Genomic DNA, 21,666 nt, shown 5'->3' on the forward strand with positions numbered 1-21,666 from the left:
TCTATCAGACCTATTTTAGAGCTGATTAGGCACGAGAAACGTAAGTTCCTTCAGCTGTATTGATAATCAATTTTTGTCCTGCTTCGATGAAGTCTGGAACGTTAACCACAAGACCTGTTTCCATTGTAGCTGGTTTACCAGAACCTGTAACTGTAGCACCTTTAATAGATGGTTGAGTTTCAGCAACTGTCAATTCAACAGTTGTAGGAACAGTCACCCCAATCACTTCGTTTCCATAGAATTGGATTTTTACTTCTGAGTTTTCAAGGATGTAAAGCAATTCGTTCTCAATATTGGCAACAGGAATTTCATATTGGTCGTATGTTTCAGTATTCATGAAGTAAGCTGTGTCATCCATTTTATACAAATATTGAGCTGGTACTGTTTCAATAATAGCTTGCTCAAATTTTTCTTCTGGACGGTAGCTTGTATCAAAAGTTGAACCAGTACGAACATCACGCAATTTCATACGCATGATAGTATTTCCTTTACCTGGTTTGTGGTGGCTAGCTTCCAAAACGCGGATCAATTTCCCATCAGCTGTTTCAAAGGTCATACCAGCTTTCAACTTACTTGCTTCAATCATGTTTTCATACCTCTTTTTAAAAAATATATTACTCTTTATTCTATCACAAATGCTCAGATTTCTCAAATCTGTCTCTCCAAAATTCCTTAGATCACAATCAATTCTTTTGGCGCAAGGGTCAAGACTTCACAGCCAGTTTCCGTAATCAGGAGATCATCTTCAATCCGGACCCCTGATAGACCTTCAATGTAGATTCCTGGCTCATCTGTCAAGACCATCCCCGCCTTGATGACTTCTTTGGAAGTTTGGCTGAAATAAGGCTCTTCATGGATGTCCAAGCCAATTCCATGACCAATGCCATGAGTAAAGTACTGGCCGTATCCTGCCGCCTCGATAATGTCTCGAGGAATTTTATCAAACTCACGGAAACCTAGTCCAGCCTTGGCTTCAGCAATGAGAGCTTGGTTGGCTTTCAAGACCGTTTCGTAGATTTCTCTTTCCTTATCGCTGACATGACCTGCATAAATGGTCCGGGTCATATCACTCACGTAATGGTTGTAAAGACAGCCAAAGTCCAAGGTCAAGGCATCCCCCGCAGAGATAATACGATCACTTGGAGTCGCATGAGGCATGGCAGAGCGCTCTCCCGCAGCGGAGATGATATCAAAGGATACACCTGAAGCTCCCAATTCCCGCATTCTGAAATCCAGGAAGGTCGCAGCTTCTAACTCTGTTGTTTGACCAACCTTGATAAATTCGAGCACATCTAGGAAGGCTTGATCTGAAATACTGCAGGCCTTACGGATGGTTGCCACTTCTGTCTCATCTTTAATCAAACGAAATTCCATCACAAAATCAGACAAGGCCCTTAGAGAGACTCCTGAGAAAGCCGTTGCCAGACGGGTCTGATAGGCAACTGTAATCTCATCCTCAAAGCCAAGTTCATGGATAGCTGCATCTTTGACAATTTTTGCTGCTTCTTCCAATTCATTGCGGGTTTCAACAATCTCAACAAAGGGGAAACAAGTCGCATGGGCATGAATGGTATAGCGAGAATCCGTAAAGAGGACTACGCGCTCTTCTGTTACCAAAACAGTCCCATTTGATCCCCAGAAACCTGTCAAATAGTAAACATTTTTCAAGTTGTTAATGAGGACAGCTTTTAGATCCTGTGCCTTCATTTTAGTTCGTAGATTTGTAATTCGTTGGTTCATTGTAATTTCCCTTTCAAATACTGTCCTGTAAAGCTAGCTGGGTTGCTGGCTACTTCTTCTGGTGTCCCTGTCGCAATAATGGTACCACCACCGACACCACCTTCTGGTCCTAAGTCGATGATATGGTCCGCTGTCTTAATCACATCCAAGTTGTGCTCAATGACCAAAACGGTATTGCCATCGTCTACAAAGCGTTCCAAGACCTTGAGCAAACGAGAGATATCCTCTGTATGAAGACCCGTTGTTGGTTCATCCAAAATATAGAAGGACTTACCAGTTGAGCGCTTATGAAGCTCGGAAGCCAACTTCATCCGCTGGGCTTCTCCTCCTGAAAGTGTCGTTGCCGGCTGTCCCAAGGTCACATAGCCCAAGCCGACATCCTTGATGGTTTGTAATTTGCGATTAATCTTTGGAATGTGTTTAAAGAAATCCACCGCATCATTGACGGTCATGTCCAAAATCTGGGAGATATTCTTTTCTTTATAGTGAACTTCTAAGGTTTCACTGTTGTAGCGGCGCCCATGGCAGACTTCACACGGGACATAGACATCCGGTAGGAAATGCATCTCAATCTTGATAATACCATCTCCCGAGCAAGCCTCACACCGGCCCCCTTTGACATTGAAACTAAAGCGGCCTTTTTTGTAGCCTCTAATCTTGGCTTCATTGGTTTGGGCAAAGAGATCGCGAATATCGTCAAATACTCCTGTATAGGTAGCTGGATTTGAGCGTGGAGTGCGCCCAATCGGACTTTGATCGATATCGATCAGTCGATCAATGTGCTCGACACCTGAAATGGTTTTGTATTTCCCTGGTTTCTCCGAATTGCGATTCAATTTTTGAGCCAGAACCTTTTTCAAAATACTGTTGACTAAGGTTGACTTCCCTGAGCCAGAAACGCCAGTTACAGCAATGAACTTGCCAAGCGGGAAGCGTGCTGTCACCTCTTTTAAGTTATTTTCAGCGGCACCTGTCAGCTCGATAAAGCGTCCGTTGCCTACCCGCCGTTCAGTTGGTACTGGAATGGCCCGTTTACCAGAAAGATACTGACCAGTGATGGATTTGCTATTGCGGGCTACCTGCTTAGGCGTTCCAGCCGCAACAATCTCGCCTCCAAAGACTCCGGCTCCTGGACCGACGTCGATCAGATAATCAGCTTCTCTCATGGTATCCTCATCGTGTTCGACGACGATCAAGGTATTTCCCAAATCACGCATCTTCTTAAGACTAGCAATCAAGCGGTCATTGTCCCTTTGATGGAGACCGATTGACGGCTCATCTAGGATATAGAGGACTCCTGAGAGATTGGAACCAATCTGAGTTGCCAAGCGAATCCGCTGACTCTCCCCCCCAGATAGAGTCCCGGCCGAGCGAGAAAGGGTCAGATAACTCAAGCCAACATTGTTCAAGAAGCTCAAGCGATCCTTGACTTCTTTGAGAATCGGACGAGCAATGGTCTCTTCATTCTTGGTTAATTGGAGATCAGCTATCACCTTCAGATGGTCCTCAATGGACAAGTCAGAGATTTGCCCGATATGTAGCCCCTTCTCTCCTCCTACTCGGACAGACAAGGCCTGGTCATTCAAGCGATAACCATGGCAGGTGGCACAAGTCAATTCATTCATGTAGGACAACATCTGATTGCGGGTGAAGTCACTAGAAGTTTCGTGGTAGCGGCGATTGATGTTGGTGACGACTCCTTCAAAAGGAATGTCAATATCGCGAACCCCACCAAATTCATTCTCATAATGGAAATGGAACTCCTTGCCATCAGACCCATAAAAAATTAAGTGGCGGTCTTCTGGAGATAAGTCTTCAAAGGGCTTGTCCATATCAATCCCAAACTGGATCATAGCCTGTTCCAACATCTGAGGATAGTAATTAGAGGAAATCGGGTTCCATGGTGCAAGCGCTCCTTCACGGAGAGTCTTGCTAGAATCTGGAACAACCAAATCCAAGTCCACTTCTAGCTTGATCCCTAGTCCATCACAATCTGGACAAGAGCCAAAGGGGGCATTAAATGAAAAGAGGCGGGGTTCCAATTCAGGGACGGTAAAGCCACATACCGGGCAAGCATAATGCTCTGAAAAGAGCAGTTCATTGTCGTCCATAGTATCAATGACCACGTAGCCATCTGCGATCCGGAGAGCTGCTTCTACAGAGTCAAAGAGACGAGAACGAATGCCGTCTTTGATGACAATCCGGTCTACGACAACCTCGATGGTGTGCTGCTGGCTTTTTGACAACTCTGGGATCTCTGTCACATCAAAGATCTCACCATCCACACGCACCCGGACATAGCCATCTTTTTGAACCTTTTCGATGATATTCTTATGCTGGCCTTTTTTCTTGCGAACAATGGGAGCTAAGATTTGCAGGCGTTGGCGATCTGGCAGTTCCAAAACTTGGTCTACAATCTGCTCGACCGAAGAAGCGGTGATCGCCCCATGGCCATTGATACAGTAGGGAGTCCCCACACGAGCATATAAAAGACGTAAGTAATCGTTGATTTCCGTTGTCGTACCAACCGTTGACCGCGGATTTTTGCTGGTTGTTTTTTGGTCAATGGAAATGGCGGGGCTTAAGCCATCAATCGAGTCCACATCAGGTTTTTCCATATTTCCTAAAAACTGGCGAGCATAGGCTGATAAACTCTCTACGTAACGTCTTTGTCCTTCTGCATAGAGAGTGTCAAAGGCTAAGCTCGATTTCCCAGAACCCGATAAACCAGTGACCACAACCAGCTTGTCTCGAGGGATTTCAACATCAATATTTTTTAAATTATGAGCACGCGCTCCATGAATGACAATTTTATCGAGCATTTCTTCCACTTTTCATCAATTTATTTATCCTTCATTATATCAAATTTTTCAGCATTCTTTTATCCAAAAGCGTGCTTTTTCTGTTATAATGTTAAGGTGTAAAAAAACAAGGGGAGGCACCATGAAACGGGTCTTTTTATCAACAACGACTGAATTTAAAGAAATAGAGACACTGGAACCCGGTAGCTGGATCAACCTTGTCAATCCTTCCCAAAGTGAATCGATGGAAATCGCCTCTGCTTTTAACATCGATATTGCCGACTTACGGGCACCACTCGATGCGGAAGAAATGTCCCGTATGACCATCGAAGATGAGTATACCTTGATCATCGTGGACGTTCCCATCAAGGAAGAACGGAACAATCAGACCTACTATGTCACCATCCCTTTGGGAATCATCCTAACAGAAGAGGCTATCATCACCACTTGCTTGGAAGAGTTGCCTCTCCTAGACACCTTTATCAATCGTCGCTTGCGGAATTTCTATACCTTCATGCGGTCCCGCTTTATCTTCCAGATCCTTTATCGCAATGCTGAGCTTTATTTGTCTGCGCTTCGTACCTTGGATCGTAAAAGCGAGCAGATTGAAAGCCAATTGCACAAATCGACGCGTAATGAAGAGCTGATTGAGTTGATGGAGCTGGAAAAGACCATTGTCTACTTCAAGGCCTCTTTGAAAACCAATGAGCGCGTGATCAAGAAATTGACCAGTGCCACTAGTAACATCAAGAAATACCTGGAAGATGAGGATCTGTTGGAAGATACCTTGATCGAGACCCAACAGGCCATCGAGATGGCGGATATTTATGGAAACATCCTCCACTCCATGACCGATACCTTCGCATCAATTATCTCCAACAACCAGAATAATATCATGAAGACCTTGGCCATGGTGACCATCGTCATGTCCATCCCAACCATGATTTTCTCAGCCTACGGGATGAACTTCAAGAACAATGATCTTCCGCTCAACGGGGAACCCAATGCCTTTTGGCTCATTATCTTTATCGCCTTCGCCATGACCGGCTCCCTCGTCGTTTACCTCATCCATAAAAAATGGTTCTAACACCTACAAATATAACTAAGGAGTATGTATGTCTCAATTTGATCTGACCCAATTAAGTAAGAAAAACCAAGAATTCGTTCGTATCGCTAAACACCAATTGATTGAAAATGGCAAAACGGAAGAAGAGGCTACCAGCCTAATTGAAGAGATTCTTCCAGCTATCTTTGAAAACCAACCAAAAGGAGTAACGGCGCGAACTCTCTTTGGAGCGCCAACTGTTTGGGCCAATGCATTTAGTGATAAGGAACGCTACGAAAAAGAGCATCCAAAAGAAAATGATACTCCTCTTCTCATGATTACGGATTCCTTCCTGCTCGTCTTTGGCCTCTTTGCTGCGATTTCAGCCTTCATGAACTTATTTGCACCTCAGGGAACTACTTATGGACTTCTCACCTTGACTCTTGGTAGCTTGGCTGGTGGGGTGGTGCTCTATTTGATGTATTACTACTTCTATCAGTACTACGATGTTTCAAAACGTGGAATGAAACGTCCGGCTCTAACCAAGTCACTTCCCATCTTAATGTTAGCGATGATCCTTTGGGTGGTGATTCTCATGGTTACTGCTTTGCTCCCACAATTTCTCAACCCGCGTGTACCAAACTGGTTCATGCTCTTACTCGGTGGTGGAGCACTTCTTCTCCGCTACTACTTGAAGAAAAAATACAATATCAAGAGCGCCAATACAGCACCTCAACGACGCTAAACAAAAACGGATGAAGTTTTCATCCGTTTTTGTTTTACTACATTTCCGTGTTCAACCTTTTTGAAAAATAGAGAACTAAGTCATCATCGTTTTCACAAGAACTGTAAGGGGCCAAGGGCTGATCCCTAAACCAAATTCCAGATCCATCTGGGATATACCCCCGTTTAACATAAAGCCTTTGAGCTGGGCCATAACCCGAGTGTAAACCAACCCCTAAAGTAACAATCTCTGACAGTAGCCCGACTCTTTTTTCCGCCTCCTCTAGGAGTTGATTCCCAATTCCTCGATTTCTAAATGGCTCAAAAACATTAAAATCAGTTAGTTCAGGATAGACTCCCACGAAAGGACCGTGCTTGGCATCAGGCAATATAGTGATATAACCTGCCACAAATCCATCCGACTCAGCTACTAATACGTCCCTCTCTCCATTCTCCTGATCCTGCAAATAGCTGGTCAAGATATCCTCTCTACCCGGCCACCCTTGATGGATAAAGGCTTGAGAGATCTCTTCAATATCAGATTTCATCATCCTTCTGATGATCGTACTTTCCTTCATGTTGCGCTCCTTGATACATTTCTCCCTTCATTATAGCATGATTAGAGCTTGGGAAAGGTCAAAGAGGTCCCTCGGACCTGAAAAAAAAAGACCTGTAAGGTTCTCACTCGCTCTCTTGTTTTCAAGCTCATGAAAAAGAGGTCCACTGGACCTCAACTCGCTCTCACATTCCCAGGCTCGTGAAAAAAAGACCCGTAAGGGTCTTAATTCTCTTTCCTGTTTTCAAGCTCATGAAAAAGAGGTCCACCGGACCTCAACTCGCTCTCACATTCCCAGGCTCGTGAAAAAAAGACCCGTAAGGGTCTTTTCTTTAATCTTCGTTTACGAAAGGCATCAAAGCCATTACGCGAGCGCGTTTGATAGCTGTTGTTACTTTACGTTGGTTCTTCGCTGAAGTTCCAGTTACACGACGAGGAAGGATTTTCCCACGTTCTGAAACGAAACGGCTAAGAAGCTCAGTATCTTTGTAATCAACATATTCAATTTTGTTTGCTGCGATGTAATCAACTTTTTTACGGCGTTTGAATCCGCCACGACGTTGTTGAGCCATGTTTATTTCTCCTTTATAGTTTTAATTCGTTAAACCCATTCTTAGAATGGTAGATCGTCATCCGAGATGTCCATTGGATTAGCTCCGAATGGATTGTCATCACGTCCAAAGTTTGGTGTTGCATTAGATGGTTCAGATCCTCCAAAGCTTGGAGCTGCATTTCCTGCAAATCCTCCAGCAGAGGCATAACCACCACCTGCTTGTCCTTCACGATTCGCGCGGCTTTCCAATAATTGGAAGCTGTCCGCTACGACTTCAGTGACATAAACACGTTGACCTTGCTGATTCTCATAATTACGAGTCTGGATACGACCTGTAATCCCAACTAAGGCACCCTTTTTAGCCCAATTTGCTAAATTTTCAGCTTGTTGACGCCAAATCACACAGTTGATAAAGTCCGCATCTCGTTCACCATTTTGGTTTTTAAAATTACGGTTAACAGCAAGTGAGAATGTCGCAACAGCCTGATTTTGAGGGGTATAACGAAGTTCAGCATCTCGAGTCATACGACCTACAAGTACAACATTGTTAATCATTAGTCACCTTCTTTATTCGTTAGGGCTTACGCGTCAACTTTTACGATCATGTGACGAAGAATGTCACCGTTGATTTTTGAAAGACGGTCGAACTCGTTAAGAGCTACATCGTCGTTCGCTTCAACGTTTACGATGTGGTAAAGTCCTTCACGGAAATCTTGGATTTCGTATGCAAGACGACGTTTTTCCCAATCTTTTGATTCAACAACAGTTGCACCGTTGTCAGTCAAGATAGAGTCAAAGCGTGCTACCAAAGCGTTTTTAGCTTCTTCTTCAATGTTTGGACGAATAATATAAAGAATTTCGTATTTAGCCATTGATATGTTCCTCCTTTTGGTCTAATGACCCCAAGTCTTCGCAAGGGGTAAGTGAGGTTTGCTCACAAGAAACTATTATACCAGACTTTAGGATAGAAGGCAAGTAAAAACACGTTCTCTTCATTCTTTTTAAAAAGATTTCTTTTCCTACTATTGCTCTCTATGATTTTTTACAGCAAGGGAATCTCTCCCTTTCCTTAAAGAAAACTGATATCAGTTAGCTTTAAGAAAGGGCCGTTATAATACCTTCATCACAAACAAGAAACGAGGAACGCTTATGAATTATTTAGTCATCCCCGCTTATCAACCCGATCAAAAACTTCTCAAACTGGTTCAAAAATTGAGAGAAAAATGTGACTTCTCCATTATCGTTGTGGACGATGGTAGTTCTGAGGAGTGCCAAGCTATTTTTGAAAAATTAGACGGGCTAGCTACCGTTCTTCACCACGAAGTGAACCTTGGTAAAGGAGGAGCTCTCAAAACAGCCTACACCTACATTCAAGAGCAAGGGCAATACGGGACAGTCATCACTGCCGATGCCGATGGCCAACATAAGGTATGGGATATCTTCCGTGTGGCCAATCAATCGCAAGAAAATCCGAACCAATTGATTCTAGGGGCACGCGCCTTTTCAGGCAAGGTTCCTTTGCGTTCTGCTTTTGGAAATAAGTTGACCCGCTTCTTGTTCAAGCAACAAACAGGGGTCCCTGTGACGGATACGCAGACTGGCCTTAGAGCCTTTACAACTAACATGATTCCTTTTATGTTAGAAATTGAGGGACAACGGTATGAGTACGAAATGAATGTGCTCCTTGCAGCGAGCAAGACATTTCCCATCTTAGAAGTTCCAATTGAAACAGTCTATATCAATGACAATGAAGGGTCCCACTTCCGCCCTGTTCGAGATGGCCTCATGATTTACAAGGACATGTTCAAGTTCGCTCTCTCCTCTCTAAGTAGCTTTATCGTTGACTATCTGGTCTATGCCTTTTTCCTTTTCGTGATGATGGCGGTGCCGATTAGTCTTCGGATTCTCCTGGCAAACGGGATTGCTCGTGTGACGAGCTCTATCTTTAACTACTCGACCAATAAACGTCTCGTCTTTAAGAACAAAGACAGCGTGGCCCGAACCGGAAGTGGTTACTTGGGACTTGCTATTGGACTCTTTATTCTCGATACCCTCTTGATTCGACTTTTCTATACAAGCTTCGGTCTCCATTTGCTCCTCAGCAAGGTGATCGTCGGACTCTTGCTTTTCGTCGTCTCATGGCTGATTCAGAAAAAAATCATTTTCAAGGAAAGGACTGCACCTACTCATGAAATTCTTTAAAAAATCTTATACTTACGCTGCTTGTTTTGGTATCCTGCTAACAAGCTCCTTCAGCTATTCTATGCTCAAGACCTTCGTCTTATCGGATGCTATCCAAACCGTCAAAGCAACGACTACTGATACTAAAGCTGCTAAACAAGCTGTGGCTTCTGCGACAACTACAGATAGCAGTTACTCCGATGACAATATCCAGGTAAACTTGACAGAAAAAACAGTTGAAAATACCCAGGTTTACATTGCAGATATTACGGTTAGCTCCTCAGACTATCTCAAGACGGCTCTAGCCCAAAATACCTATGGAACAAACGTGACAGCTAAGACATCTGTCACGGCAGCTGAGAATAATGCTATTCTAGCCGTCAATGGTGACTACTACGGAGCCAATAGTACCGGCTATGTCATCCGAAACGGAGTGGTTTATCGCGATACGGTTCGTGAAGACTCTAGCAATGGCGACCTAGCCATTTATAAGGATGGTTCCTTCAAGATTATTTACGAAGATGAAATCTCAGCTGAGCAATTGGTCAAAGATGGGGTCGTCAATCTCCTTGCCTTCGGACCTTCCTTGGTTGAAGATGGGGAAATTGTCGTTGATACTAATTCGGAAGTAGGTCAATCCATGTCTTCTAACCCACGAACAGCCATCGGGATCATCGATGAAAACCGCTACATCATTGTCGTCTCAGATGGACGTACTTCAGAGAGTGAAGGTCTTTCTCTCTACCAATTAGCTGAAGTGATGAAATCTTATGGCGTTAAAACAGCCTATAACCTGGACGGTGGTGGTTCTTCTACCCTTTACTTCAACGGCCAAGTTATGAACAAACCAACAACAAATGGTACTATCTCAGAAAGGGCGGTGAGTGACATTGTCTACATCGGTTACTAATCCTATCAAACAACGGTTGAAAAAAACCATCCTCTGCTACACTCTGATCTCAGCTTTCTTCTTTGTCGGAAGTCGCATCTACGAACACTTTAGTTTTGGGGAGACCTCTGCTTTCATGCACTACCTCTTCTTGATTCCTTTGATTGGTGGTGCCCTACTAGTGGCTATCCAGTTAGTGATTAAAGGTCTTTCTCGAATCACTCTCAACCTTTGGAACTCAGCGGTTGCTACGGCAACTACGGGGGCCCTCTACCGAGGCATTGTCAATCTATCGGGTCGTTCGACAACTCTGGACCAACCCTACTATTATGTCGCAGGGATCTTCCTAATTCTCGCCCTTATCAGCCTCTTCTTTGTCCGTAGCGTTTGGGTGGAAGAAACAAAATTGACTACTTAAAATTAAAAGCTCTTATTCATAATAATTGGATAAGAGCTTTTGGATCTTTTACAATACTATCTATAAAAAAAAGAAATCAGAATAATTTCTGATTTCTTTTGAAATAAACTTATTTATTTACATTTTCCCATTTCCAGTTGTGTACTTCTGGGATATCATCACCGTGTTCACGAATGTAGGCATTATGGAAGGCAATTGTCTCATCCATTTGAGCTGCAAATTCACTTGCTGCTTCTCCAAGAGCTGCATTGGCTGCATCTTGTGCCAAGTGGAAGCGATCCAATTCAGACATGACACGCATGTCGAATGGTGTTGTGATGTCTCCGTTTTCACGGTATCCATGCACACGCAAGTTGTGGTTGTGACGGTTGAAGAAGATGTCACGGATCATGCCTTCGTAACCGTGGAAGGCAAAGATGACTGGTTTATCAGTTGTGAAGACTTTGTCGAACTCTTCATCTGAAAGTCCACGCGCATCTACTGAAGGGTGACGCAATTTCAAGATATCTACAACATTGACAAAACGGATCTTCAATTCTGGGAATGCCTTGTGCAAGATTGTGATGGCTGCAAGAGCTTCTAAGTTCGGCTCTGTACCTGCAGCTGCAATGACAAGATCTGGTTCTTCATCTGCTGAAACAGTTGAAGCCCAATCAATCACTTTGTAGCCTTCGCGTACCAATTCTTCAGCTTCATCTGCTGAGTAGAATTGAGGACGTGGGTGTTTAGAAGTAACGACCAAATTGATCACATCTTCTGCCTTGAAGGCTTGGTCCATCACTGCAAGCAAGCTATTGGTATCTGCTGGCAAGTATTCACGGATGTATTCTGGAGTTTTCTCAGCCAAGTGAGTCAAGATACCTGGATCTTGGTGAGTGTATCCATTGTGGTCTTGTTGGAAGACAGTTGAAGTTGCAATCAAGTTCAAGGCTGGGTAGTTTTTACGCCATGTCGTGTGTGTCTTAGATTTACGCAACCATTTGAAGTGTTGAGTGATCATAGAATCTACAACACGAAGGAATGATTCGTAAGAAGCGAAGAATCCATGACGACCTGTCAAGACATATCCTTCAAGCATTCCTTCTGCTTGGTGCTCTGACAATTGAGAGTCAATTACACGTCCAACAGGGCTCAAAGCTTCATCATAGTCAGGTTTCATACGTCCTAACCATTGACGGCTTGTACGTGTGAAGACTTCTTGAAGACGGTTTGATTTGGTTTCATCTGGTCCAAAGATACGGAAGTTGTCTGGGTTTGCATCCACAAGGTCTGCTGCATACTTACCAAATTCGATCATATCTTGTGCCATGATCGCGCCTGGTGTTTCAATCTTGAAGGCGTGTTTCTTCCAATCAGCAGTGTTCATTGGCTTGATCACACCAGCATTAGTGATTGGGTTCATGGCCATACGACGGTCACCTTTTGGTGCGATTTCAGCAATCTCAGGAAGTAATTTACCAGTTTCGTCAAACAACTCAGCTGGACGGTATGATTCCAACCATGAAAGAAGGGCATCTACATGCTCCATGTGGTGAGCATCTACTGGGATTGGAACTTGGTGGGCACGGAATCCACCTTCGATTGGTGTTCCTTCCCAAGCTTTTGGTCCAGTCCAGCCTTTAGGAATACGAGCAATCAAGACAGGATATACTGGTTGAGTAGCTTCTTCTGCAGATCCTTTGCGCGCTTCTGCTTGAACTTTCTTGATTTCTTCAATTGCTTCATCCAATTTTTCTGCAAACAGAGCATGAGCTGCTGCATGGTCGTCAGAAATAGCTGTTACGTCAGCAAAGATTGGTTTCCAACCAAGACCTTCAAAGAAGAGGGCCAATTCTTCGTCTGTTTTACGTTCGAAGATTGTTGGGTTGTGGATCTTCCCACCGTTGAGGTAGAAGATTGGAAGAACAGCACCATCGTTGACTGGGTTCAAGAAGGTATTGGCTAACCATCCAGCCATCAATGGACCAGTTTCCCCTTCACCATCACCGATAACAGTTGCAGCAATCACATCTGGATTATCCAAAACAGCTCCAGCTGCGTGTGACAATGCATAACCAAGTTCTCCACCTTCGTGGATAGATCCTGGAGTTTCAGGCGCCGCGTGAGATGCAATCCCTCCTGGGAATGAGAAGATTTTACATAGGTGTTTGAAACCTTCTTCATTTTGTGGGATATTTGGATTCAATTCTGTGTAAGAACCATCTAAGTAAGAGTTGGACACCATAACTTGTCCACCATGACCTGGTCCTTCAATGTAGAACATATCCAAGTCATACTTGTTGATTGCACGGTTCAAGTGTGCGTAGATAAAGTTTTGTCCTGGAACAGTTCCCCAGTGTCCGATTGGGTGAGCTTTCAAGTCATTCTCTACTACTTCACGTTTCAAAAGTGGGTTGTCTTTCAAGTACATTTGAGCAGCTGAAATGTAGTTCGCTGCACGCCACCAAGCATCCACTTTATCCAAGTAAGCTTTGCTGTTAAAATCAACAGTCATATTGTCTCCTCTCAAATTCTAGCTATGATTCTGATGAATTAGAATCCAGTGCAAGTATTTAGGTTATAAACATTCTGTCTCACTAAATGAAAACAGAACGAGCGCGAACCAAATTTAATTCAATTCTTTTCTATTCTATCAATAATTTATCTTTTTGTATATAGAAAAAAATAAAAAAAATATAGTTTATTATAAAAAGTTGCAAAATTCTTCTAAAACCAAACCATTTTCCCATCTTTTTACAATTATCTTTGGGGCTAAACTGCCTAAAACTCCCTGGGGAATCAGCTAGTTATAAATCTCCTTGTCACCTAAAATTTTTCATGATATACTTTAAATATCAAACTAAAGGAGATCGTTATGTTGAAGGAAAAACGCAATAAAGGATTTGTTTCAGGTCTAGTACTTGCCCTTTTCTTCCTAGTATTTTCAGGTTTAGTATTTTCATTATGGATGCGTCACCAAAATCCTGCCACTAGCTTTGCGAAGGCAGAAAAGTCTGGGGACCCTGTAACGATGCTGATCTATGATATTACCCCAGAACCTGTCGGTACTGTGGGCAAAAGACATGTCCTCTATATTGTCCAATACGATAACCAAAATGATGGTAAATATGCAGGGATCGAAGCAAAAAAAGACGATGCGACGATTAAAGCAATTGTCGATAAAGCTCAAAAAGGAGAACTGCAGTCTGATCCTTATCAACTAAAAGGAACACAATTAGCTCCTTTGGCAAAGGATAGCAAAAATACATCTCGTAACGGTCGCATTGTTGGCTACAGTGAGTACATTCATTCCCTCCTTGACCCTACTTCTATCGTATCACTCAATATGACGACTAGCTATTACTTGAGCCTTACGGAATATAACAAAGACTCCTTATTCCTCTTACTAGGTTCAGTTGCTTTAGCTGGCCTTGCCATTACAATGGTTGTAGCTAGCTTCTCCGTTCGGAAACGGACCATTGCTTCCTATCAGGAACTCCACCAAAACTATCCCGAACTCCAAGGAGATCTTAGCCGTTTGGCTGACGAGGCCAGTTACTACAATCAAGATTTAAAAGTTATCTTATACAAAAATCATTTGATCACCTATTTCAGAGGAACACAAACGATCGATTTGCGAGATGTGCAACAACTATACTTACATGTAACTCGCGTTCGTCAATCCGGCATAGCCCGCTCTATCTTCCAATTGTGCTACACCCGCAAGGACAAACCAAAGAAAAAGTACCGTTTAGCAATTAAAAATAAGAAGAACGCAGAAGAGCAACTCTACACTCTCTTTGCACAGGTATCTGAGCGATTTCCAGATATCAAGGTTGGGATTTAAAACTTCCCAGCCCCACTTTTGAATTACTTTTCTAAGCACTAAAATCCCCTCATCAACTCATTCTGATGAGGGGATTTTTCTTTTTAGGCCGCATTTAAGAGGATTAAATCACTTTCTTACCATTCTTATAGACATCTGTCACCAGATTCGTTGCAAAGAAATAGAAGAGATATTCTAGATTTGGTGCGTCGTAAATCGTGATATCAGCCTGTTTTCCAACATCGAAAGAGCCAATCGTTTTGGCACGATCTACTGAATAAGCCGCATTAATGGTCACGGCATTAAGAATTTCCACTGGAGTCAAGCGCATCATGAAGCAACCTAGATGCATGGCAAACTGGAGGTTGGCTGTTGGACAAGAGCCTGGATTGCTGTCAGTCGTTAGCGTAATGGCCATACCAGCGTCCAACATCTTCCGAGCCGGTGCATAGGTATCTTCCATCAGGCTGAAGGTTGTTGCCGGCAAAAGATTTCCGATGACCTTAGCTGCTGCTAGTTTCTGAATGCCTTCATCCGTAATGACCATCAAGTGTTCTGCACTGGTGGATTCCAATTCAGCTGCTACATCTACGCCACCGATGGACTCAATTTCATCTGCATGAATCCGTAACTTGAAGCCCATTTCCTTGGCTTTCGACAGAAGATAGCGAGATTCATCCGCTGTAAAGACACCTTTTTCACAGAAGATGTCACAGAATTCAGCTAGATTGCCTTCTTTCACCTTCGGAAGCATTTGCTCAACGATGAGATCTAAATACTCTTGAGAACGACCCTTGTACTCTGTTGGAATCGCGTGAGCTGCCATAAAGGTCGAAACCAGATCAATGTCATGGTCATGATCCAAGGCGGCAACTACATCTAATTGACGTTTTTCTGTTTCCCAATCCAAACCGTAGCCACTTTTAGCTTCAACGGTTGTCACCCCATGGCGCAACATATAGTCCAAAAGACGTTTAGACTTGTCGTAAAGATTCTCAAATGAAGCTTCCCGTGTCGCCCGAACAGTGCTCAGAATTCCTCCGCCTTGAGCGAGAATATCTAAATAGGAAACTCCCGCTAATTTTTTAGCAAATTCATGTTCACGACTGCCACCATAAACCAAGTGGGTATGGCAATCAATCAGACCAGGGGTCGCAACTTTTCCTTCACAAGACTTCACTTCCGTATGGTCGTCAATCAATTCTGGATCTGGTTGACCTGTCCCAACTGCAAGAATCTTTCCATCTTTAATGGCGATATAAGCATCTGAAAGAATTTTTGCCTCTGCCATCTCCTTGCCATAAAGAGGATGGCCTAAATCATTTGGACAAAACAACTGGTTAAAATGGGTTAATAGTACATCAGCAGACATATGAAAACATTCCTTTCTATTTCCATTGTTATTCATTTTACAATTCTAAAGAAAAAGCGTCAAAAAAAAGTCAAAAAGTTTTCCCCTCATTTTTTTTTGCTTTATTAAAAATTAAATTTATTTTTGACTCTTTATTGACGTTTCTTGGATACAATAAAGAAAATATAAATTCATAGTTTATACATAAGGAGGTTCCTACTATGTCATTTATAGACGATAAAGAAATTGCAGCTGCTATGTCTGTCAAACTTGACTTTGATGTCCTACCTGAAAAAGCAACTTTTCAAGAGGGCATCCGTCGTGCACCTGATAGAGGCTTCCGCTTAACGCAAGCTCAGACTGAGATTGCCCTTAAAAACGCTCTGCGTTATATCCCTAAAAAATTCCACCAAGAGTTGATCCCAGAATTTTTAGAAGAACTAAAAACTCGCGGACGGATCTATGGCTACCGCTTCCGTCCAAAAGATCGGATCTATGGAAAACCAATTGATGAGTACAAAGGAAAATGCACTGCTGCTAAGGCCATGCAGGTTATGATTGACAACAACTTGAGCTTTGAAATTGCCCTTTATCCATATGAATTGGTCACTTACGGAGAAACAGGTTCTGTCTGTGCCAACTGGATGCAATACAACTTGATCAAGAAATACTTGGAAGTGATGACAGAAGACCAAACCTTGGTCGTTGAATCTGGTCACCCACTCGGACTCTTCAAGTCTAAACCAGAAGCTCCTCGCGTTATCATTACCAACGGTCTTTTGATTGGTGAGTATGACAACATGCAGGATTGGGAAATTGCTGAAGAGATGGGCGTTACTAACTATGGTCAGATGACTGCTGGTGGCTGGATGTATATCGGCCCTCAAGGAATCGTCCATGGTACTTTCAATACCCTTCTCAACGCTGGACGTCTTAAACTCGGCGTTGCTGACAATGGCGACTTAACTGGTAAACTCTTTATTTCATCTGGTCTCGGTGGGATGAGTGGTGCTCAAGGAAAAGCAGCTGAAATTGCAAAAGCTGTTGCGATCGTTGCAGAAGTGGATCGCTCTCGTATTGAAACCCGTCACTCGCAAGGTTGGATTAGCCAAGTAACCGACAGTGCCGAAGAAGCTGTGAAATTGGCTCAAGCAGCACTGGAAGCTGGTGAATCAACTTCTATTGCCTACCATGGTAATATCGTAGACTTGCTCGAATATGTCAACGAACACCAAGTCCACGTTCACCTCTTGTCTGACCAAACCTCTTGCCACAACGTCTATGATGGTGGCTATTGCCCAGTTGGGATCAGCTTTGAAGAACGGACACGTTTGTTGGCAGAAGACAAAGAAACCTTCCATCGCTTGGTCGATGAAACCTTAGCTCGTCACTTTGCAGTGATTAAAGCTTTGACGGCTAAAGGTACCTACTTCTTCGACTACGGTAATGCCTTTATGAAATCTGTTTACGACTCTGGCATCAAGGAAATTTCTAAGAATGGTCTCGATGACAAGGACGGTTTCATTTGGCCATCTTATGTAGAAGATATCATGGGACCTATGCTCTTTGACTATGGTTATGGTCCATTCCGTTGGGTCTGCCTAAGCGGTAAACACGAAGACTTGATTGCAACTGACCACGCTGCTATGGAAGCGATCGATCCAACTCGTCGCTACCAAGACCGCGATAACTACAACTGGATTCGCGATGCTGAAAAGAACCAATTAGTCGTTGGTACACAGGCTCGTATCCTCTATCAAGATTGTATGGGACGTGTCAATATCGCTTTGAAATTTAATGAACTCATTCGCCAAGGCAAGATTGGACCGGTCATGATTGGACGTGACCACCATGACGTATCTGGTACAGATGCTCCATTCCGTGAAACCTCCAATATCAAAGATGGTTCAAACGTTACCTGCGATATGGCGGTTCAATGTTACGCCGGTAACGCCGCTCGCGGTATGAGTCTCGTGGCTCTCCACAATGGTGGTGGTACTGGTATCGGTAAGGCCATCAACGGAGGATTTGGTCTCGTTCTAGACGGTAGCCACCGGATCGACGAAATCATCAAATCTGCGATTGCATGGGATACCATGGGTGGGGTTGCTCGTCGGAACTGGGCAAGAAATAACCATGCCATCGAAACAGCCATCGAATACAACCGCCTCCATGCAGGAACAGACCACATCACCATTCCGTATCTGGCAGATGAAGATTTGGTCAAAGATGCGGTTCAAAAATTGTTTTAACATCAAAAAATAAAAATTGAGAAAGGGGAGGAAATACAAAGACTCCTCCTCCCCAACTTCTCCTATAAAAAGAGGTAATCATATGGCAAAAATTGTTGAGTGTATTCCAAACTTCTCTGAAGGACGCAATCAAGCTGTGATCGACGGATTAGCAGCCACAGCAAAAAGTATTCCAGGTGTTACGCTGCTGGACTACTCGTCTGACGCCAGTCACAACCGGAGCGTCTTTACACTCGTTGGGGATGAAGAAAGCATTCAAGAAGTTGCTTTCCAATTGGTAAAATACGCATCTGAAAACATCGATATGACCAAGCACGAAGGCGAACACCCTCGTATGGGGGCAACAGACGTTTGTCCTTTCGTTCCAGTCAAAGATATCACAACAGATGAATGTGTCGAAATCGCCAATAAAGTAGCCGAACGCATCAATCGTGAATTAGGTATTCCAATCTTCCTTTATGAAGATGCTGCAACTCGCCCAGAACGAAAAAACTTGGCGAAGGTTCGCAAAGGACAATTTGAAGGAATGCCAGAAAAACTGTTGGAAGAAGACTGGAAGCCAGACTACGGTGAACGCAAGATTCACCCAACTGCAGGGGTTACGGCTGTTGGTGTCCGTATGCCACTCGTTGCTTTCAATATCAACCTTGACACAGATGATCTAGAAATTGCCAACAACATTTCTAAAATCATTCGTGGATCTAGCGGTGGATACAAATACTGTAAAGCAATCGGTGTCATGCTAGAAGATCGCAACATCGCCCAAGTCTCTATCAACATGGTCAACTTGGAAAAATTCCCATTGTATCGCGTCGTTGAAACCGTTCGTTTCGAAGCACAACGCTACGGGGTTCGCATCACTGGAACAGAACTCATTGGACTGGCTCCTGCTAAGGCTTTGATTGACTCTGCTGAATACTACTTGCAATTAGAAGACTTTGACTATAGCAAACAAGTCTTGGAAAATCACTTGTTGGGTTAGAAAGGGAGTTCTATGAAACTAGTTGACTTAAGTATTACAGAGTTTGCCAAGGTTCTTGGTTCAGATGCCCCAGCTCCAGGTGGCGGTTCTGCTGCTGCCCTATCTGCTGCAAACGGGATTTCACTTACAAAAATGGTCTGTGAACTGACCATCGGTAAGAAAAAATACGCTGAATTTGAAGACCACATCAAAGGGGTTCACGAAAAAAGTGCCCACCTCCAAGACCAATTACTAGAAGCCATCGACAAAGATACAGAAGCTTTCAACGTGGTATCAGCAGTCTTTGATCTTCCAAAGGAAACGGAAGAAGAGAAAGTCGCTCGTCGTGAAGCCATGCAAAAAGCTTTGAAACATGCGACAGTATCTCCTTTCTCTATGATGGAGCTCATCGTTGAGGCGCTTGAAACAACAAAAGAAGCTGTTGGTAAGTCCAACACCAATGCGGCGAGTGACCTAGGAGTGGCTGCTCTCAATCTCAAGGCTGGACTTCAGGGGGCTTGGCTCAATGTCCTGATCAACATTTCAGGAATCAAGGACCAAGACTTCGTCCAAGAATACCATAGCAAGGGACTCGAACTCCTCCAAACAGGCTCTGAGCTTGCAGATAACATTTACCAAAGCATTTTAGAAAGCCTATCTTAAACCTACCAATTAACGTTATAACTTTAATACCTACAAAGAAAGAAGGGATTCTATGGTTTTATCGGATATTGAAATTGCCAATTCTGTCCAAATGAAGCCCATCATGGAAATCGCTGCTGAACTTGGATTGACCGAAGAAGATATCTCACTCTACGGAAAGTACAAGGCAAAAATTGATAGCAATCAACTGGAACAACTAAAGGATAAGGAAGATGGCAAGCTGATCCTCGTGACAGCTATCTCTCCTACTCCTGCTGGAGAAGGAAAGACAACCACCTCTGTTGGACTAGTGGATGCCCTCTCTGCTATCGGTGAGAAAGCGGTCATTGCCCTCCGCGAACCTTCACTTGGCCCTGTCTTTGGGATCAAGGGTGGTGCTGCCGGTGGTGGGTACGCTCAAGTGGTTCCAATGGAAGATATCAACCTTCACTTTACCGGAGACTTCCATGCCATTGGGATTGCCAACAACTTACTTGCAGCCTTGATTGACAATCATATTCACCACGGTAATGAGTTGGGCATCGATTCTCGTCGCATCACCTGGAAACGAGTGGTCGACATGAACGACCGTCAACTCCGCCATATTGTCGATGGCCTTCAAGGAAAAACAAACGGAGTGCCTCGTGAAGATGGTTTCGACATCACGGTGGCGTCTGAAATCATGGCTATTCTCTGTCTCTCAGAAAATATCCTTGACTTAAAAGAACGTCTCGATCGCATCATTATCGGTTACAACTACCAAGGACAGCCGGTGACAGCCAAAGACCTCAAAGCTGGTGGTGCTATGGCAGCTGTTCTCAAAGATGCCATTCATCCGAACTTGGTACAAACGTTAGAACATACTCCTGCTATCATCCACGGTGGTCCATTTGCCAATATCGCCCATGGCTGTAACAGTGTGCTCGCTACCAAGTTGGCTCTCAAATATGCAGACTATGTTGTTACAGAAGCTGGCTTCGGAGCAGACTTAGGCGCTGAAAAATTCATCGACATCAAGTGCCGCATGGCAGGACTCAAACCTTCTGAGGTTGTGCTCGTCGCAACCATCCGGGCTCTCAAGATGCATGGTGGAGTTGCCAAAGCGGACTTAGCTACAGAAAATGTCCAAGCTGTTATCGATGGGCTACCAAACCTTGACAAACACTTGGCCAACATCCAAGAAGTCTATGGCCTGCCTGTAGTCGTTGCCATTAACAAATTCCCGCTGGATACAGAAGCGGAACTTGAAGCTGTCTATGAATCTTGTAAGAAACGCAATATAGACGTGGTCATCTCTGATGTCTGGGCACATGGTGGAGCTGGCGGCCGTGACCTAGCTGAAAAAGTCATTCAACTGGCTCAAGAAGAAAATCACTTCTCTTATGTCTATGACGAAGAAGACAGCATTGAAACAAAATTGACCAAGATTGTTACCAAAGTTTATGGTGGAAAAGGCATTAGCCTAACACCAGCTGCCAAACGCGAACTAAAAGAATTAGAAGCACTTGGTTTCTCAAACTACCCAATCTGTATGGCCAAGACGCAATACTCCTTCTCAGATGATGCGAAAAAGATCGGTGCACCGAAAGATTTCACTGTCAAAATCAGCAACCTTAAGGTGGCTGCAGGAGCTGGCTTTATCGTGGCTCTCACTGGTACCATCATGACCATGCCTGGCCTACCAAAAGTACCTGCCAGTGAAAAGATTGATATCGATGCTCAAGGCAATATCACTGGTCTCTTTTAAGA

The 21,666-nt window shown here is 43.7% G+C and carries 19 protein-coding genes; 10 read left to right on the forward strand and 9 right to left on the reverse strand.

What is annotated here, in order from left to right:
• Nucleotides 1-25 precede the first annotated feature (25 nt).
• The 3 genes from efp to uvrA form a co-directional block, all read right to left on the reverse strand.
• On the reverse strand, nt 26-586 hold the full coding sequence (gene efp, locus N596_RS05295) for an elongation factor P (protein ID WP_023027202.1): 561 nt from the start codon (nt 584-586) through the stop codon (nt 26-28).
• Between the two features lie 86 nt (nt 587-672).
• On the reverse strand, nt 673-1,740 hold the full coding sequence (locus N596_RS05300) for a M24 family metallopeptidase (RefSeq protein ID WP_023027203.1): 1,068 nt from the start codon (nt 1,738-1,740) through the stop codon (nt 673-675).
• Nucleotides 1,737-4,562 carry an excinuclease ABC subunit UvrA gene (uvrA, locus tag N596_RS05305; RefSeq protein WP_023027204.1) on the reverse strand — a complete coding sequence of 942 codons (2,826 nt, stop codon included), beginning with the start codon at nt 4,560-4,562 and terminating at the stop codon, nt 1,737-1,739. Before uvrA ends, N596_RS05300 begins: the two co-directional genes overlap by 4 nt.
• 121 nt (nt 4,563-4,683) lie before the next feature.
• Between uvrA and N596_RS05310 the strand changes: the two genes are divergently transcribed.
• Together N596_RS05310 and N596_RS05315 are read left to right on the forward strand one after the other, a co-directional pair.
• Complete coding sequence (locus tag N596_RS05310; RefSeq protein WP_042361217.1) at nt 4,684-5,628, forward strand: magnesium transporter CorA family protein; 945 nt, start codon at nt 4,684-4,686, stop codon at nt 5,626-5,628.
• A 28-nt stretch (nt 5,629-5,656) separates the two neighbouring features.
• The gene (locus tag N596_RS05315; RefSeq protein ID WP_023027207.1) at nt 5,657-6,331 is read left to right on the forward strand and encodes a DUF1129 family protein; all 675 of its coding nucleotides are present in this window, start codon (nt 5,657-5,659) and stop codon (nt 6,329-6,331) included.
• Between the two features lie 37 nt (nt 6,332-6,368).
• On the opposite strand, the gene N596_RS05320 is transcribed toward N596_RS05315, so the two are convergent.
• The 4 genes from N596_RS05320 to rpsF all read right to left on the reverse strand — a co-directional run bounded on the left by N596_RS05320 (nt 6,369) and on the right by rpsF (nt 8,290).
• Nucleotides 6,369-6,887, reverse strand: coding sequence for a GNAT family N-acetyltransferase (locus N596_RS05320; RefSeq protein WP_023027208.1), 519 nt, complete (start codon nt 6,885-6,887; stop codon nt 6,369-6,371).
• A gap of 310 nt (nt 6,888-7,197) precedes the next feature.
• Nucleotides 7,198-7,437 carry a 30S ribosomal protein S18 gene (gene rpsR / locus N596_RS05325; RefSeq protein WP_000068664.1) on the reverse strand — a complete coding sequence of 80 codons (240 nt, stop codon included), beginning with the start codon at nt 7,435-7,437 and terminating at the stop codon, nt 7,198-7,200.
• Nucleotides 7,438-7,478: 41 nt separating this feature from the next.
• Entirely contained in the window at nt 7,479-7,973 is a 495-nt protein-coding gene (locus tag N596_RS05330) for a single-stranded DNA-binding protein (RefSeq protein ID WP_006595680.1), read from the reverse strand.
• 26 nt (nt 7,974-7,999) lie between these two features.
• Complete coding sequence (rpsF, locus tag N596_RS05335) at nt 8,000-8,290, reverse strand: 30S ribosomal protein S6 (protein ID WP_023024266.1); 291 nt, start codon at nt 8,288-8,290, stop codon at nt 8,000-8,002.
• Nucleotides 8,291-8,567: 277 nt separating this feature from the next.
• On the opposite strand from rpsF, the gene N596_RS05340 reads away from it, so the two are divergent.
• Genes N596_RS05340 through N596_RS05350 form a run of 3 tightly spaced genes read left to right on the forward strand, consistent with a single transcriptional unit; the run spans nt 8,568 to nt 10,906 of the window.
• Nucleotides 8,568-9,620, forward strand: a complete 1,053-nt coding sequence (locus tag N596_RS05340) for a bifunctional glycosyltransferase family 2/GtrA family protein (RefSeq protein ID WP_023024269.1) — start codon at nt 8,568-8,570, stop codon at nt 9,618-9,620.
• Nucleotides 9,607-10,509, forward strand: coding sequence for a phosphodiester glycosidase family protein (locus tag N596_RS05345; protein ID WP_023024271.1), 903 nt, complete (start codon nt 9,607-9,609; stop codon nt 10,507-10,509). The genes N596_RS05340 and N596_RS05345 overlap by 14 nt, the downstream gene beginning before the upstream one ends.
• On the forward strand, nt 10,490-10,906 hold the full coding sequence (locus N596_RS05350; RefSeq protein WP_081697810.1) for a hypothetical protein: 417 nt from the start codon (nt 10,490-10,492) through the stop codon (nt 10,904-10,906). Before N596_RS05345 ends, N596_RS05350 begins: the two co-directional genes overlap by 20 nt.
• A 109-nt stretch (nt 10,907-11,015) precedes the next feature.
• On the opposite strand, the gene N596_RS05355 is transcribed toward N596_RS05350, so the two are convergent.
• Nucleotides 11,016-13,400, reverse strand: coding sequence for a phosphoketolase family protein (locus tag N596_RS05355; RefSeq protein ID WP_023027209.1), 2,385 nt, complete (start codon nt 13,398-13,400; stop codon nt 11,016-11,018).
• Nucleotides 13,401-13,760: 360 nt separating this feature from the next.
• Here N596_RS05355 and N596_RS05360 point away from each other — a divergent pair, with 360 nt between their 5' ends.
• Nucleotides 13,761-14,732, forward strand: a complete 972-nt coding sequence (locus N596_RS05360; RefSeq protein WP_023027210.1) for a hypothetical protein — start codon at nt 13,761-13,763, stop codon at nt 14,730-14,732.
• Nucleotides 14,733-14,835: 103 nt separating this feature from the next.
• On the opposite strand, the gene hutI is transcribed toward N596_RS05360, so the two are convergent.
• Nucleotides 14,836-16,083, reverse strand: coding sequence for an imidazolonepropionase (gene hutI / locus N596_RS05365; RefSeq protein ID WP_023027211.1), 1,248 nt, complete (start codon nt 16,081-16,083; stop codon nt 14,836-14,838).
• A gap of 200 nt (nt 16,084-16,283) precedes the next feature.
• On the opposite strand from hutI, the gene hutU reads away from it, so the two are divergent.
• The 4 genes from hutU (at nt 16,284) to N596_RS05385 (ending at nt 21,664) form a co-directional block, all read left to right on the forward strand.
• Nucleotides 16,284-18,314, forward strand: coding sequence for a urocanate hydratase (gene hutU, locus N596_RS05370; RefSeq protein ID WP_023027212.1), 2,031 nt, complete (start codon nt 16,284-16,286; stop codon nt 18,312-18,314).
• 82 nt (nt 18,315-18,396) lie between these two features.
• Complete coding sequence (gene ftcD / locus N596_RS05375; RefSeq protein ID WP_023027213.1) at nt 18,397-19,296, forward strand: glutamate formimidoyltransferase; 900 nt, start codon at nt 18,397-18,399, stop codon at nt 19,294-19,296.
• Nucleotides 19,297-19,308: 12 nt separating this feature from the next.
• Entirely contained in the window at nt 19,309-19,938 is a 630-nt protein-coding gene (locus tag N596_RS05380; RefSeq protein ID WP_023027214.1) for a cyclodeaminase/cyclohydrolase family protein, read from the forward strand.
• A 52-nt stretch (nt 19,939-19,990) separates the two neighbouring features.
• A complete protein-coding gene (locus tag N596_RS05385; RefSeq protein ID WP_023027215.1) occupies nt 19,991-21,664 on the forward strand; it encodes a formate--tetrahydrofolate ligase in 1,674 nt (557 codons plus the stop codon).
• Nucleotides 21,665-21,666: the final 2 nt, after the last annotated feature.

The organism is Streptococcus ilei (genome assembly GCF_000479335.1).
In the GTDB taxonomy this organism is placed as follows: Bacteria; Bacillota; Bacilli; order Lactobacillales; family Streptococcaceae; genus Streptococcus; species Streptococcus ilei.

Bases quoted from the DNA above. Each gene is read 5' to 3' on its own strand.
- efp (WP_023027202.1), bottom strand. From the start codon at position 586: ATGATTGAAGCAAGTAAGTTGAAAGCTGGTATGACCTTTGAAACAGCT.
- N596_RS05310 (WP_042361217.1), top strand. From the start codon at position 4,684: ATGAAACGGGTCTTTTTATCAACAACGACTGAATTTAAAGAAATAGAG.
- rpsR (WP_000068664.1), bottom strand. From the start codon at position 7,437: ATGGCTCAACAACGTCGTGGCGGATTCAAACGCCGTAAAAAAGTTGAT.
- uvrA (WP_023027204.1), bottom strand. From the start codon at position 4,562: ATGCTCGATAAAATTGTCATTCATGGAGCGCGTGCTCATAATTTAAAA.
- N596_RS05330 (WP_006595680.1), bottom strand. From the start codon at position 7,973: ATGATTAACAATGTTGTACTTGTAGGTCGTATGACTCGAGATGCTGAA.
- N596_RS05315 (WP_023027207.1), top strand. From the start codon at position 5,657: ATGTCTCAATTTGATCTGACCCAATTAAGTAAGAAAAACCAAGAATTC.
- hutI (WP_023027211.1), bottom strand. From the start codon at position 16,083: ATGTCTGCTGATGTACTATTAACCCATTTTAACCAGTTGTTTTGTCCA.
- N596_RS05320 (WP_023027208.1), bottom strand. From the start codon at position 6,887: ATGAAGGAAAGTACGATCATCAGAAGGATGATGAAATCTGATATTGAA.
- N596_RS05340 (WP_023024269.1), top strand. From the start codon at position 8,568: ATGAATTATTTAGTCATCCCCGCTTATCAACCCGATCAAAAACTTCTC.
- N596_RS05385 (WP_023027215.1), top strand. From the start codon at position 19,991: ATGGTTTTATCGGATATTGAAATTGCCAATTCTGTCCAAATGAAGCCC.
- N596_RS05300 (WP_023027203.1), bottom strand. From the start codon at position 1,740: ATGAACCAACGAATTACAAATCTACGAACTAAAATGAAGGCACAGGAT.
- N596_RS05380 (WP_023027214.1), top strand. From the start codon at position 19,309: ATGAAACTAGTTGACTTAAGTATTACAGAGTTTGCCAAGGTTCTTGGT.
- hutU (WP_023027212.1), top strand. From the start codon at position 16,284: ATGTCATTTATAGACGATAAAGAAATTGCAGCTGCTATGTCTGTCAAA.
- ftcD (WP_023027213.1), top strand. From the start codon at position 18,397: ATGGCAAAAATTGTTGAGTGTATTCCAAACTTCTCTGAAGGACGCAAT.
- rpsF (WP_023024266.1), bottom strand. From the start codon at position 8,290: ATGGCTAAATACGAAATTCTTTATATTATTCGTCCAAACATTGAAGAA.
- N596_RS05345 (WP_023024271.1), top strand. From the start codon at position 9,607: ATGAAATTCTTTAAAAAATCTTATACTTACGCTGCTTGTTTTGGTATC.
- N596_RS05355 (WP_023027209.1), bottom strand. From the start codon at position 13,400: ATGACTGTTGATTTTAACAGCAAAGCTTACTTGGATAAAGTGGATGCT.
- N596_RS05360 (WP_023027210.1), top strand. From the start codon at position 13,761: ATGTTGAAGGAAAAACGCAATAAAGGATTTGTTTCAGGTCTAGTACTT.